Origin of the sequence: Microbacterium sp. 13-71-7, assembly GCF_002257455.1 — a bacterium.
Lineage (GTDB): Bacteria > Actinomycetota > Actinomycetes > Actinomycetales > Microbacteriaceae > Microbacterium.
This window is the reverse complement of record NZ_NCKN01000101.1, coordinates 1-13,905: the sequence shown is the minus strand read 5'-3', so window position 1 is coordinate 13,905 and position 13,905 is coordinate 1. Positions and strand designations below refer to the sequence as shown.

Sequence of the window (13,905 nt, the reverse complement as noted above, 5' to 3'; positions counted from 1 at the left end):
CCCTCCCTGTCGCGGAAGTCGGCGACGAGCTTCAGCAGCGTCGACTTGCCCTGGCCGTTCCGGCCCACCACGCCGATCGCCTCGCCCTGCCGCACGCGGAAGGAGACGTCGCGCAGAGCCCAGAACTCACCGGGGCGGTTGCGCCTCTTCTTGCCCGCGAACAGGTCCTTGAAGCTGCGGCGCCCGCGCCTGCCGAGGCGGAACCGGACGCCGAGTCCCTCGACCTCGATCGCGGAGTGCTGCTCGGTCATCACAGCTCCTTCAGCACGTCGCGCTCGAGCGAGCGGAAGGTGAACAGTCCGAGGGCGAGGAACAGCACCGTCACGAGGGCGCCGATGACGACCGGCTCGAGCTGCCACTGGCCGGGGAACAGCCCGACGCGGTAGAGCGTGAAGATCCCGGACAGCGGGTTCAGCGCGCCGATGACGTGCAGGGGGGCCGGAAGGTCCTTGAAGCCGTAGATGATGGGCGACACGTAGAACAGCGCGCGCAGGATCAGCGCGGTCGTGCGCTCCAGGTCCGCCCAGAGGACGCACAGCGGTGCGACGAGCAGCCCGAGGCCGATCAGCAGCACCGTCTGCCAGACCATCGCGACCGGGAACAGCAGCAGCGACCAGTTCGGCTTCGCGCCGGCGAACACCGCGAAGAGCACCAGCACCGGGATCGCGAAGGCGAACTCCAGCCCCTTGGTCAGGATGACGCGGATCACCCAGATCGATCGTGGGATCGCCGTGGAGCGGATCAGCCGCGCGTCCTTCTTGAACGCCCGGGTGAACTCCCCCACCGCGGTGTTGAACCACACCCACGGCAGCAGCGCGACGATGAGGAACACGATGTACGGCTGCTCCCCCACCTGGCCGCGGTGGAACACCTGCGTGAACACGAACCAGTAGATCGCGCTCATCACGAGCGGATCCAGCACCGACCAGAGGTAGCCGAGCACGCTCGTCGCATAGCGCACGCGCAGGTCGCGCGCGGACAGCAGCCACAGCGAGTGGAAGTAGCGCCGGGGCGTTCCGGGAGCGCCGGCCGTCGTGTGACTCACGGTTCCGAGTCTAGGCGGCGGCGATGACCATCCCTGTGTCACGGCTTCAGGAACTCGCCGAGCTGCTGGTCGAGAGCGGGGGCCAGCGTCTTGACGAACGGGTAGCTGAGGTGGTTGTTGTCCAGATACACGGCCACGTGGCCCATCTCCGTCAGGCAGAGCCCCTGGGGGCAGATCCACGGGGTGAAGTCGATGAGACGGACGCGGTCGCTCAGGGCCTCCGCGGGATTGTCGGCCGCGAGCGCCTGCTCGACCGGGAAGTTGCACGGCTCGCCGTTGAGCGCGCACTCCCAGAGGTTGGTCGTGGAGCGCGGATTGTCGCGGACGCCGAAGACCGGGACGCCCTCGGCGAGGAACCGGTCCACGGTCTCGCTCGCACCGTTGATCAGCCGCTCGTCGGGGGAATCCGGGGACGCCGCGGTGACGATCGTGAACAACGCGTCCGGGTGGATCGACAACGCGAGCTCCGTGGCGTTGCGCTGCCAGTCGTCGCAGTAGTCCGCGAGATCGTCCCCCGCATCGTGGGTCTCCAGCGAGCACCAGGGCCGCATGAGCATGACGACGCCCCAGCCGCGCTCATCGGCCACAGGGCGCAGCGCTCCGGAGAACTGATTCGCGTGGGAGTCGCCGATCACCACGACCAGGTGCTTCGCGGTGGCCGCGTTCTTCGTCTGCGTGCAGCTCTCCTGCACGTCGGCGTCCTCCGTCGCGAAACGGCCGGCGCACGCCTCGTCGAGGCGGGACCAGCGCTCGCGGTCGCCCGCACCGGGGGCGGGGATCAGCGGGACGCCCTTCCCGTCGCCGGCGGTGTCCCCTCCGGCCGCTCCCGTGTACTGCGCCGCGTACGCGGTCTTCTGGATCTCCGCCTGGATCGTGGTCGTGACCTGCCACGGCGCCAGGACGGCGGCGACCAGCGCCGCGCAGAGCGCGATGACCCCGACGTTGCGCCATGGTCTGCCGCGCTGTCCCGCGGGCAGCCGCAGCGGCCGCTCCACGAGGAGCGTCACCGCTCTCGCGAGGATCAGCGAGATCACGATGATCAGCAGCCCGTCGAGGAACGAGGCCTGCGGGTGCTCCCGCACCGTGAGCCAGAGGATCAGGATCGGCCAGTGCACGAGGTAGAGCGCGTAGGCGTCGCGGCCGAGGGCAAGGACGGGGCGGGTCGCGAGGAACCGGCCGGGGCCGAGGTCTCCCCGTTCGGGGTGCTCGCCCTTCGGCGGCGTGCCGGCGAGGATCACGAGCGCGGCGGAGACGATCGGCCACAGCGCGAGGTATCCCGGGAAGCCCCCGCGCACGTCGATCACCATGCCGCAGACGACGAGACCGGCAAGACCGAGCCAGCCCAGGATGGCCCGCGGCACCCGCGGCAGGCGCACGTACGGCAGCGCGAGGGCGAGCAGCGAGCCGGCCGCGAACTCCCAGAGCCGCGCACCGGTGTCGAAATAGGCGAAGGTCTGCAGATCCGCGGTCTCCCAGATGGAGAACGCGAGCGATCCCGCGAACACCAGCCCGAAGATCCAGGCCATGACCGCCGTCGTCGACTTCTTGGTCCACCGCACCAGGAGAGCGCCCAGCAGGAACAGCACGGGCCAGAGCACGAAGACCTGCCCCTGCACGGACAGCGACCAGAAGTGCTGCAGCGGGGAGGCCAGGGCGGAGTCGTGGGCGTAGTAGTCGACCCCGTCGAGCGCGAGCACCCAGTTCTGCACGTAGCCGAGGGACGCCCACCCCTCTTTCCAGAGCTGAGGCCATGCGGTCTGCGGCAGGAGCAGCCAGCACGCCCCCAGCGTCGCGGCGAGGACCACCGCCGCCGCCGGCATCAGCCGCCGGAACCGGCTCAGCAGGAAGGACCCCACCGCGAGCGGCTTGCCCGCGTCCATCCGGCGCACGAACGACCCCGTGAGGAAGAACGCCGAGATCATCAGGAAGACGTCGACGCCGCCGGAGACCCGCCCGATCCAGACGTGGTACACGACGACGAGGAGGATCGCGACGGCGCGGAGTCCGTCGATGTCACGGCGATACCCCTGCGCCTGCGGACGCGGGGCGCTGCTGCGCACCGCCGCTGCCCGGTGGGCCCGTCGGGATTCTGCGTCGACCGTCATGCCAGCTGGTTGTTCCACATCGACAGGGCGGATCCGATGGCCATGTGCATGTCGAGGTACTGGTAGGTGCCGAGGCGTCCGCCGAAGTGCACGCCCTGCTCGCCCTTGCCGAGCTCGCGGTACGCGAGGAGGCCCTCGCGGTCGGTCGACGTGTTCACCGGGTAGTAGGGCTCGTCGCCGCGCTCGGCGAATCGCGAGAACTCGCGCATGATCACCGTCTTGTCGGCCGGGTAGCGATCTGCCCGCTCGGGGTGGAAGTGCCGGAACTCGTGGATGCGCGTGAAGGGCACGTCCGCATCCGGGTAGTTCATCACGCTCGTGCCCTGGAAGTCGCCCACGTCGAGGACCTCCTGCTCGAGGTCGATGGTGCGCCAGCCCAGCTCGCCCTCGGCGTAGTCGAAGTAGCGGTCCACCGGGCCGGTGTACACGATCGGCAGCTGCCCGACGGTCGCCCTCTTGTTCAGCGGCTGCGCCTCGTCGAAGAAGTCCACGTTCAGCTTCACGTCGATGTTCGGGTGATCCGCCATGCGCTCCAGCCACGCGGTGTACCCGTCGGTGGGCAGTCCCTCCCACGTGTCGTTGAAGTAGCGGTTGTCGTAGTTGTAGCGCACCGGCAGCCGGCTGATGATCGACGCCGGGAGCTCCCTCGCGTCGGTCTGCCACTGCTTGGCGGTGTAGTCGCGGATGAACGCCTCGAACAGCGGACGGCCGATGAGCGCGATCCCGCGCTCCTCGAGGTTCTTCGCCTGGTGCGCGTCGAACTCGCCCGCCTGCCCCGCGATGAGGACCTTCGCCTCATCGGGCGTGTAGGCGGCGCGGAAGAACTGGTTGATCGTGCCGAGGTTGATCGGCAGCGGGTAGACCTCTCCCCGGTGCGTCGAGTAGACCCTGTGCACGTAGCTCGTGAAGGTCGTGAACCTGTTCACGTACTCCCACACGGTCGGGTTCGACGTGTGGAACAGGTGCGCCCCGTACCGGTGCACCTCGATGCCCGTGGTCGGCTCGTCCTCGCTGTAGGCGTTCCCGCCGATGTGATGACGGCGGTCGATGACGGTGACCTTGCGGCCCGCGGCCGCGGCCCGCTCGGCGATGGTGAGGCCGAAGAAACCCGACCCGACGATGAGGAGATCCATCAGCGCTCCCCTTCCTGCTGGGCGTCCTGGGGGCGTTCCGGGGACCGCAGCGCGATCTGCCGTGCGAGCTGGGTGATCTGCTCGTCCTGCGCGCGCCTGCGCCGCACGGCGGTGAGCGCGTTGCCCACGAACACGATGATGAAGGCGTACAGGAGCAGGTCGGTCCCGCGTCCCACGCCGACGCTGCGGGCGAGGTCGTCGATGAGCCCGGGGAACAGCACCGCGAAGACGGCCGCCACGAACAGCAGGATGAGCGTGATCGTGCGGATCGCCTGGTTGCGGGCGGAGCCGCCCGGCCGCAGCAGGATGAGGCCGAAGATGATGAAGGCCGCGATCAGCAGGACCTTGATGATGATCTGATCGAACATGTCGGGTCCTATTTGATGAAGAGCTCGCTGAGGATGTTCACGGAGTTCCAGAGCGACTGCCCCTTGGACCGCGAATAGTCCGTGTAGATGATGTGCACGGGCTGCTCGGCGTAGCGGAGCTTGTGCTGGCCGATCTGAGCGACGATCTCGCTCGCATGCGCCATCCGGTTCTGGCGGATCCGGAGGGTGCGCGCGGTGGTGAGGTTGAAGGCGCGAAGACCGTTGTGCGCGTCGGTGAGACGCACGCCCGTGCTGAGGCGCTCGAAGAGGACGGCGAGCCGCAGCACGAACTTCTTCAGAGCTCCCGCGTTCGTGCGGCCGTCCAGGAAGCGCGATCCGACGATGATGTCGTACGGCTCGTCGCGCAGGCGCTGCACCATCGCGAGCGCGTCGCTCACCTGGTGCTGGCCATCCGAGTCGAACGTCACGAAGTAGGCCGCGCCGGGCTGGCTCCGCGCGAACTCGATGCCGGTCTGCAGCGCGGCGCCCTGTCCGAGGTTGATCGGGTGGCGCAGCACGATCGCGCCGCCCGCGAGCGCCTCCGACACGGAGTCGTCAGAGCTCCCGTCGTCGACGCAGACGATGTTCGGGAACGTGGTGCGGGCATCGGCGATGACCTCTCGAACCACCGTCGCCTCGTTGAAGAGAGGGATGATGAGCCAGGTGTCGTCGTTGTGCGAGGAGTGATCCATGAGGCTTTCGGGAGGGGAAACGGGCCGCCCCAGTCTATGTCACCGCACCCTGGAGCGTCCCTGGACGCTCCGCACCAGGGTTTCGACGTACTCCTCGGCCCGGTCGTCCCAGTACCAGCCGCGCAGCCGTGCATCGCCGGCGCCGGCGTTCCGCGCCGCGTCGACCGCGTCGCGCAGCGACCCGAGGTCGCGCCCCGCGGAGATCATGACGGGATAGCCCTGTTCCCGCAGCAGCCGCGCGCCGGGGACGTCGTAGGTCGCCACCCGCCCGTCCACGTCCAGGGCCTCGAGCAGCGTGGTCTGGAACCCTTCCGCGAGCGTGGTCGGGTTGACCAGGATCGCCCCGCGCAGTTCCCGGCGGACCTCCTCCGCGGAGACGCGTCCGCGCAGCACGATCCGCTTCTCGAGCCCCGCCTGCCGGATCCGCGCCTCCAGCTCTGCCCGATCCGGTCCGTCCCCGAGCACGACGGCCTCGATGCCGGGGTTCTCCGCCGCCAGCTCGGCCACGAGGTCGACGAAGACGTCAGCCCCCTTGCCCGCGACGAGTCGCCCCACGAAGACCAGCCGGTCCGCAGGAGGGAAGCGTTCGGAACCCGCCGGACGCGGGGTAGCGTCGATGGCGTTGTAGAACACCCTCGCCTCGCGCCCGGAGAGCCGGCGCACGAAGGCGGTCACGCTCTCCGAGACGCCGAGCACCTCGTCGGCCGCGCGCAGCACGTGCCGTCCGAGCGTGCGATCCACCAGGCGGCTCGCCGTCGAGATCAGTGCGGACGGCGAGACCACGTGGTCGCTGCCGTGCTCGGTGTGCACGACGGCCGCTCCCGCCCGCCGACCGGCGCGCAGCCCGATCCAGGTCATCGGGAAGAAGCGCGTGTGCACGGAGACGGCGTCGATGCGCCGCTCGCGCAGGAGCTTCGCGATCCTCCGACCGGTCCCGGGCGAGGGGAATCCGAGGACGTCCCCGACCCGCAGATGCTCCCGCATCCGGATCACCTCGATGCCGTCCTCGACGGACTCCCCTGCCGCGTCCGCGAGCGTGATCACGAGGACCTCGTGCCCGGAGGACTGCAGGCGCCGCGCCAGGCTGTGCACGTGCGTCTCGACGCCGCCGGTCTTGGGCGGATAGTTGTTGACGACGAAGGCGATCCTCATCTGCGCTCTCCTCGGGCTTCGCGGCGACGGCATGCCGCGCAGGGCGGGGCGTTCAGAAGACCACTGTACGATGATCGCTAGCTCCCGACCGACGTCTCCAAGGAGGATCGTTGCGCATACTCGTCGTCTGCTCGGATGCGGACATCGGGGGCGCCGAACGACTCCTCGCCACGCTGGCGTCCGCGCGGCGCTCCGAGGACCGTCTTGCTCTCGCCGTCCTCATGCGTCCCGGAACTCTGAGCGCCCGGCTCGAGGCCTCTTTCGACGAGGTCCACTACCTCGGCTTCCCCCCGACGTCGCGCAACCTCCCCGGGATGGTGCGCGCGCTCGAGCGCGTCGCCCGCGGGTTCGAGCCGGACGTGGTCTGGTCGAACCTCTTCCACGCCGACATCGTGACCGCGCTGGCCCGGCTGCGTGCGCCCCGGATCACGACGGCGCACACGCAGAAGCTGGGCCCTCAGGATCATCCCCTGACCCGGCTCATCGCCCGCGCGGTCGGGCTCCTCTCGTTCCGCTTCCAGGCCGTGGTGCCCACGAGCGACAGCGAGCAGATGAGGGACTTCCTCCGCTCGCTCGGCATGCGCAACGTCCGACCCGCGATCCTGAACACGGCGCCGCTGCCCGCGGGGCCCTCCTTCCGCGGCGACGCGAGGCAGTTCCTCTCCCTCGCCAGGAATCATCCGGTCAAGGGGCATCCGGTCCTGTTCCAGGCCTTCGCCGCGATCGCGGACGACCATCCGGAGTGGAGCCTCGCCGCCTACGGGCCCGGCGTGACCGCCGAGGATCCGGCGATGGCCGCGGCGATCGCGGACGCCGGCGCCGACGAGCTCGTGCGCGCGGGGCGGATCCGCCTCCTCGGCCCCACGGACCGCCCGGAGGAGCAGCTGTCCGACGCCGCGGCCCTCGTCATCTCCAGCCTCTACGGCGAGACGTTCCCCCTCGTCGGGATCGAGGCGGCCGGGGCGGGGGTCCCCGTCATCACCACCGACCTCGGCAACTGCGCGGAGTTCGCGGACGACCCCCGCTTCGCGGTCCGGCCGGGAGACGCCGCGGCGCTGGCCGCGGCTCTGGCGGCCTACGCCGATGCCGGCGATGCCGAGCGAGCGGAGCTCAGCGCGACCGCCCGTGCGCGCGGCGAGCGGGAGTACGACCCGCGGGTCGCCTACGAGGCCTATCGCGCGGTGTTCGCCTCGCTGGTGCGGACGAAGGCAAGGGAGCGGTGAGCGGCGCCACCTCCGGCGTCCTCTCCCGCGCCGTTCTGACCACCGGCGGAATGGCCGCGCAGGGCGTCGCCCGGCTGCTCTACACCGTCGTCATCGCGCACCTGGCCGGCGCCGGCGCGGTCGGCGACACGAGCGCTCTCCTCTCGGTGATGGTCTACCTGTCGCTCATGCTCCCGGCCGGCCTCGGCACGGGCGCCTCGCGCTATCTCCCGCTCGGCGACTTCGCCGGCGTGGCGATCGGCGTGCTGAACCGCTGGTTCTGGGTGTCGTCGACGCTGCTCGCCCTCGCGGCGGCGCCGATCGCGTTCCTGCTGACCCACGATCCGTTCGCCGCCATCGGCTGCGCGATCCTGACGTGGAGCTACAACGCCTACGTCTACACCCGTGGCATCCTCATGGGCGAAGACCGCATCCTGCGCTCGCTGATCGCCGACGTCGGCTCGTCCCTGCTCGCGATCACGGCGCTCGTCGCCGTCCTCCTGGCGGGCGCGAACTGGGCGCTTCTGCTGCCCTTGGCCGTCGGGTACGGGGTGTTCGCGTTCTTCGCCCGCCCCCGCACCCGTCCGTCGCCCAGCACCGCAGAGCAGCGCGGAATGCTGGCGCGGTTCGTCCGCGACGCCACGATCGGCGCGCTCGCCACCGGCGGGCTGCTGCCCGCCACCATGGTCTTCGTGCGCGCCTTCGACACTCCGCACCAGGCGGATCTGTTCGCCGCCGCGCTCTCCCTCGCGACGCCCGCGAACATGATCTCCCAGGCCCTCAACCAGGTGCTCATCCCGCACTTCGCCAAGCTCCATCTGGACCCGGCGCTGATGCGGCAGTCCCACCGCCGCATGGTCATCGCGACGACAGCGGCCTTCATCGTGATCTTCGCGGCCATCATCGCGCTGTCGCCGTTCATCCTGTCGATCTTCTACCCGCAGAAGTTCGTCGACGGCGCCGGCGCCATGCAGGCCCTCCTGGTCGTGGTCTTCTTCATCTCGACGACCTGCGCGTCGGCCGCCTACCTCGTCTCCGCGGGCCGGCAGAAGGCCTTCGCCATGATCTGGCTCACCGCGCTCATCGCCGGAACCGTCGTGATGGCGGTGTTCTCGCCGCTCTACGGCATGTGGGGTGCGCTCCTCGGCTTCGCCGTCGGCGGCATCGGCGGCTCCGTCGCCGTGGTCGTCGCCGCGTTCCTCACCACCGCGCCCTCGCCGCTCTCCCCCGCCCTCGCGGCCGAGGCGCCGGAACAGCCGTGAGCATCGGCCGTCCCGGCCGCTGATCGGACTCGCCGGGCACCGGACCGCGCGCGGCACGCCTCACGACCGCTCGCGGGTTCCGCCGTGCGCGGACCCGCGGTCAGAAGGCGAGACCGACGCGCACCGCGAGTGCGACGCCGAAGACCAGCAGGAACACCGCGTAGGCCGCCGTGACGCCGATCATGATCCGGTTCTTCAGCATGAACCCGACGACGACCAGGGCCGCGGGGATCAGTGACGCCCCGTAGCGGGCCGGCAGGTCGAAGTAGGACTGGGTGAGCACGGCCATCACCACGCCCAGTGCGGGCAGCGCGGTCACCGAGGCGATGGCGGTCGCCCAGATGAGCGGCCCGCGCTCCGGATCCCAGCGGATCACCATGAGCGAGCCCACGATCGCGGCGATCATGATCCACGCCAGCGGGATGAACACGTCGCCGTAGATCGTGGACGGGAAGATCCCCGCGGCCGGATTGTGCGTGATCGGCCCCGACACGCCCGACAGCATCAGCCGCAGCAGCTCAGAGCCGGAGAGCGAGGACGAGATGCCCTGATCCGCACCGGGGCCCTTCACCGCGAGCAGCGGGGTGAGGCGCATCCAGACCACCTGCACCGCGGCCGCGAGCACGGTCGCCAGCGCGACCGCGCCCCAGAGGCGTCGCGAACCGCTCCGCGCCCTCGGAGGCTCGCCGGCGGCCTTCGCCCTGCGCCTGGCGGCGATCGAGTGGATCGCGAGATAGAACAGGACGAGGCCGAAGACCAGCAGGTTCGTGATCTTGAACAGCGGGGCGAGGACGGCCAGCGGCAGCAGCCACCAGGGCGATCTTCTGCCGTGCACCGCCTCGATCGTCATGAACAGGATCGCGGCGCCGAAGAAGACGACGCTGGTGTCGGTGCTCAGGTACGTGTAGGTCCACCATGCGTAGGGCGACGCGATGAACAGCAGGCCGAGCGTGAAGGCGACGACGTTGGACGCCCCCGTGCGGCGCAGCAGTCCCACGAGCATGAGCATCGTCCCGGCGAGCCAGATCACCCCGCTCAGGCGCCAGGAGGTCACCTGGCTCAGGCCGGTGACCGCATGGATCGGGTCGCCGATCAGGCGGACGGTCCAGAAGTACGCCGGGGTGTACCCCGAACCGGTGGTGATCCCCTTGTTCGGCATCCCCGCGAGGTCGACCTTGCCCGAGCCGCACTTCTGGCCGAGGTCGCCGAAGGGGACGACGTGATCGCAGGCGACGACCTCGGCGACATCGTCGCCGAACGTCTCGCCCTGGCGGACGAAGCCCTCGTCCCAGACCTTGAACGTGTAGTCGAGGTAGACCACTTCGTCGATCGGGGACACGGCATCGTCGTGCAGGAGGGTGACCGCGCCGCCGTACACCAGGGAGATCAGCACGAGGGCGATGCTGACCCAGTGCCGCTTGCCCCACGCGGAGATGCCCGCCCGCCCGCGCGTCGCCTGCGACTGCGTCTGATCCGTCAACCCCTGCTCCTCTGTTCCCATGGCCTCGTCCATGCTACGAGAGGGCGTCCCGAAGACCGTCATCGGGCCGAACCGCGCCGCGGCGTCTCGCCGTCGAAGATCCGCTTCCACGACGCGGCGTCGGCGAGCTCCGGCGCCGCATCCCGGTACCGTCGAGCCAGCACGGGCCAGGCGAGTCCGATGCGGATGCGGAGCCATGCCGAGCGCACGAGCAGCGAGAACGCCTCTCGACGCGATCTCCGGAGGCGGAAGAATCCCTTCCCCGTGGCGCTGCGCAGCTCGACGTCATCGGCCAGGCCGAGGCGCCACCACTTGCCCTGCGCGCGCGCGACCGGCTCGGGTCCCTCCGCGGCGGGCCTCACCGCGACCAGCTGATGTCCCAGCACCCGCAGCAGTCGGCCGGTCTGGGCGCGTGCGCCCCGAGGGGCGGCGGGACCGTATCCGGATCCGTGCGCCGCGCGGCTCTCCGCATCGGGGTGGACGCCCTGCCCCGCCTCCACGAGGATCCGCTGCGCGCGCGTCCTGCCCTCCCGCAGCAGCGCGGGAAGGTGCGCGGGGCCGGTGAGGATGTCCTCCAGGGCGACGTTGCGCAGACGCACGGATCCGTACTGCAGGCAGAGGAGGTGGTTGACGTCCTGCGCCCAGGTCGCGGACAGGACCCGCCGGGGACGGCGCTCGTGCACGAGCGCCGTCACGATGCGGTTGCGCAGCTGATGGTAGGCCTGCCAGTCCAGGCCGTCGTCCTTCGACGTCCACGGGATGTGCCAGAGCGCGGCTCCCGGCACGGTGATCGTGCGGTGCCCCGCCGCTGCGGCCCTCATCCCGTACTCGGCATCGTCCCATTTGATGAAGAACGGCAGCGAAGCTCCGACGCGCCGGACGGCGGCGACGGGGATCAGGCACATCCACCAGCCGTTGAAGTCCACCGGGCGGAATCGCCGCAGCGCCGGAGTGCTCTCCAGCGGGCGCTCGGCGAGGTCGGCGGAGGAGAGCTCCGGCTCCACCGAATGCCACCACATGGCACGGCGATCCATCTGCTCCCCCATGGAGTGCAGCACGGTCGGATCGAGCATGCTCAGCATATGCGCGCCCAGGAGAGGCGCATCGACCGCGACCGCGGCGAGCGCGCGCAGCCGCCGAAGGGACTCGGGCTCGACGCGGACGTCGTCGTCGAGCAGCAGCACGTGCGTGACGCCGGCGTCCTGCGCCTCGATCATCCCGCGGCTGAAGCCGCCGGAACCGCCGAGGTTCGCCTGCTCGATGAGGCGGAGCGGCACGCCGTTCGCGAGCGCGGAACCCGTGAGGCGCGGTGCGATCGGGTCGGTCCCCTGATCGATGACCACGACCTCCGCGATCGTGTCGGACAGCTCGTCGCCGCCCAGCGCCTCGAGCACCTGGACGCAGTCGTCGACCCGGTTCATCGTGGTGATCGCGACGAGGATCCGCACGGGCGCGGGACGGGCGGGCACCTGCCACTCCCCTGCGCTGACCCGCACAGGGTCGTCCGCGGCCTCGGTCTCCAGCCAGGCCCAGGTCAGCCCCTCGAAGAAGACGCCGGTGTCGAGCGCCAGGTCGCCGCTGCCCCGCACCTCCGCGAGCAAACGAGGGGCCCCCTCTGCCGCGATGCCGAAGAGGCGGTGCGTGCCGTCGCCGTCCGCCGTCAGCCGCAGCGTCGCCCTGTCGGTCCCCCCGGCCTCGGCCCAGATCCCCACGGGGAAGGCGTTGAAGTAGGTCGCGAACGAGGCGGACCGGTGCGGCGCCACGCGCACGGCATCGCGCCCCTCCACCTCGGCGTCGCCACGGAGGTAGAGGGCCGCCGCCTCGGCGGCGATGCCCCCGGTCGGGAAGACGAGACGCTGCGCGACGATCGACGAGGTGTCAGCGCCCACGCAGCCGCCGCCATCCCTTGCGCGCCGCATCGGTGGCGTAGCTCCCGAGCGACCTCTGCGCGGCGAGCTGACGCTCCACCTCGTCCTGGATGTACCGCGCGAGGTACAGCGGAAGCCCGTCTCCGTGCGCGGCGACGAAGGATCGCAAGGCCTCGTCGCGGATCATCCGGTCGTAGCGGTCGTGCTCGTCCGCGAGCACGAACATGCTGTTCCCGAGGATGCCGTCCTGCCCGCGACGCTGCATCCAGAACGCACGCACGGCGTCCCGCAGATATCCGATCGTGTGCGTCCGCAGCACGCGCAGGTTGAACTCCCAGTCCTCCGCGGCGTGCACGTCCTCCCGGTAGAGCCCGACCTCGTCGTGCAGCTCCCGCCGGTACACGTAGGCGATCGGGACGAACCTGTTGACCTGGAGCATGTCGGCGTAGGTGATGCGCGCCATCTCGCCCCAGAACGGCTCCCGGCCGGTCTCGACGATGCGGTCTCCGTCGATGCGCTCATAGACGATCTCGGTGCGGCTGACGACCCCGGCGTCCCCGGGCTCGCGATCGAGCCAGGCCACCGAGGCCTCGAGGAAGGTCGGATCCCAGAGGTCGTCGTCGTCGTGCAGGACGACGAACTCGGTCTCCAGCGCGAGGACGCCCGCGTTGGCCGCGGCGGAGCGGCCCAGGCCCTCGTGCCGGTGGATGACGGTGATCCTCGCCCTGTCCGCGGCAGGCAGCGCCTCGACCAGGCCGTCGACGGGGGCGGGATCCCCTCCGTCGTTCACGATCACGGCCTCCCAGGCGTGCAGCGTCTGGCGGCGGATGTCGCCGAGGGCGCGTTCCAGGAGCATCGGCCGATCCTTGGTCCTCACGACGATGCCGACGCGAGCGGACGTTTCAGGCAAAGAGATCTCCTGTGGCAGCCGGGTTTCGATGCTCGAAGGCTACCATTGCCCCGCCTGCGAACCTGCGGCGAGCGCATAGACTCCCAAGCGTGCTGACCCGCCTTCGAGGACTCTGGCGCTCCGCGCGTTCCCTTCCGCTGCTCCGCGTCCCCCTCCTCGCCGCCGACCGGTTCTGGTGGGCGAGGACGATCCGCCGTGCGGACGTCGTGGACGCCTCCTACGCCGCGCTGCAGCTGGGGCGCGCGGTCTCCGCCCGCGGGGCCGTCCGCGCCTACGTGTCGGGCGGATTCCGCGAGGGTCTGACGCTCAACCCCCTCTTCGCGGAGCGTCTCGTGTCCGCACAGCTGCCGGACTCCGATCGCGTGCCCGCCCTGTACGCGTACCTGGTCACGGATCCCGCTCGCATCGAGACGTCGCTGGCCTGGGACGCGCCGGCGCACGCCGCGACGCAGACCTCCGGCACCGGCCGCGGCCCCCTCGCGGACGCCTGGCTCGCACTCCGCTCCGGCGGATCGGTCGTGCTGCGCGGAGGCCGGAGCGCGGATCTGCCCGCGCTCCACCGCAGCGCCGCGGACGTGCTCTCCGGCCGGATGCCGGAGCCGGCGGTCCCCGCCTCCTCCGCGGTCGTGATGAGGTGGGAACTGGACGGAGCGGACGCCGACGGAGAGGGCCTCCGCGCCCCGCTGGC

13 protein-coding genes are annotated in these 13,905 nt (G+C 70.6%); 3 read left to right on the top strand and 10 right to left on the bottom strand.

Annotated elements, in window-relative coordinates; all coding sequences use genetic code 11:
* The 7 genes from B7X32_RS11195 to B7X32_RS11165 form a co-directional block, all read right to left on the bottom strand.
* Window positions 1-251 (bottom strand): ATP-binding cassette domain-containing protein (locus tag B7X32_RS11195; protein ID WP_292719497.1); only part of this gene is annotated, 251 nt, incomplete at its 3' end.
* Window positions 251-1,045, bottom strand: a complete 795-nt coding sequence (locus tag B7X32_RS11190) for an ABC transporter permease (protein WP_292719495.1) — start codon at window positions 1,043-1,045, stop codon at window positions 251-253. The genes B7X32_RS11195 and B7X32_RS11190, both read right to left, overlap by 1 nt.
* A 38-nt stretch (window positions 1,046-1,083) precedes the next feature.
* Window positions 1,084-3,150: an acyltransferase family protein gene (locus B7X32_RS11185; protein ID WP_292719493.1), complete on the bottom strand. Its 2,067-nt coding sequence runs from the start codon at window positions 3,148-3,150 to the stop codon at window positions 1,084-1,086.
* The gene (gene glf, locus B7X32_RS11180; RefSeq protein WP_292719491.1) at window positions 3,147-4,283 is read right to left on the bottom strand and encodes a UDP-galactopyranose mutase; all 1,137 of its coding nucleotides are present in this window, start codon (window positions 4,281-4,283) and stop codon (window positions 3,147-3,149) included. The genes B7X32_RS11185 and glf overlap by 4 nt, the downstream gene beginning before the upstream one ends.
* Complete coding sequence (locus B7X32_RS11175; protein WP_292719489.1) at window positions 4,283-4,651, bottom strand: DUF2304 domain-containing protein; 369 nt, start codon at window positions 4,649-4,651, stop codon at window positions 4,283-4,285. Before B7X32_RS11175 ends, glf begins: the two co-directional genes overlap by 1 nt.
* Window positions 4,652-4,659: 8 nt before the next feature.
* Window positions 4,660-5,343, bottom strand: coding sequence for a glycosyltransferase family 2 protein (locus B7X32_RS11170; protein WP_292719487.1), 684 nt, complete (start codon window positions 5,341-5,343; stop codon window positions 4,660-4,662).
* A gap of 39 nt (window positions 5,344-5,382) precedes the next feature.
* Window positions 5,383-6,495: a glycosyltransferase family 4 protein gene (locus tag B7X32_RS11165; RefSeq protein WP_292719485.1), complete on the bottom strand. Its 1,113-nt coding sequence runs from the start codon at window positions 6,493-6,495 to the stop codon at window positions 5,383-5,385.
* Window positions 6,496-6,605: 110 nt separating this feature from the next.
* On the opposite strand from B7X32_RS11165, the gene B7X32_RS11160 reads away from it, so the two are divergent.
* Together B7X32_RS11160 and B7X32_RS11155 are read left to right on the top strand one after the other, a co-directional pair.
* Complete coding sequence (locus tag B7X32_RS11160; RefSeq protein WP_292719482.1) at window positions 6,606-7,718, top strand: glycosyltransferase; 1,113 nt, start codon at window positions 6,606-6,608, stop codon at window positions 7,716-7,718.
* The gene (locus tag B7X32_RS11155) at window positions 7,715-8,959 is read left to right on the top strand and encodes an oligosaccharide flippase family protein (RefSeq protein ID WP_292719480.1); all 1,245 of its coding nucleotides are present in this window, start codon (window positions 7,715-7,717) and stop codon (window positions 8,957-8,959) included. Before B7X32_RS11160 ends, B7X32_RS11155 begins: the two co-directional genes overlap by 4 nt.
* Window positions 8,960-9,059: 100 nt before the next feature.
* Here the strand turns inward: B7X32_RS11155 and B7X32_RS11150 are convergent, their stop codons facing one another.
* The 3 genes from B7X32_RS11150 to B7X32_RS11140 are packed head-to-tail and all read right to left on the bottom strand — an operon-like array spanning window position 9,060 to window position 13,217.
* On the bottom strand, window positions 9,060-10,439 hold the full coding sequence (locus tag B7X32_RS11150; protein WP_292719478.1) for a hypothetical protein: 1,380 nt from the start codon (window positions 10,437-10,439) through the stop codon (window positions 9,060-9,062).
* A gap of 59 nt (window positions 10,440-10,498) precedes the next feature.
* Window positions 10,499-12,328, bottom strand: coding sequence for a glycosyltransferase (locus B7X32_RS11145; protein ID WP_292719476.1), 1,830 nt, complete (start codon window positions 12,326-12,328; stop codon window positions 10,499-10,501).
* Window positions 12,318-13,217 (bottom strand): glycosyltransferase family A protein, encoded by a 900-nt coding sequence (locus B7X32_RS11140; protein ID WP_292719474.1) that lies wholly within the window; start codon window positions 13,215-13,217, stop codon window positions 12,318-12,320. The genes B7X32_RS11145 and B7X32_RS11140 overlap by 11 nt, the downstream gene beginning before the upstream one ends.
* A gap of 89 nt (window positions 13,218-13,306) precedes the next feature.
* Between B7X32_RS11140 and B7X32_RS11135 the strand changes: the two genes are divergently transcribed.
* Window positions 13,307-13,905 (top strand): hypothetical protein (locus B7X32_RS11135; protein WP_292719472.1); only part of this gene is annotated, 599 nt, incomplete at its 3' end.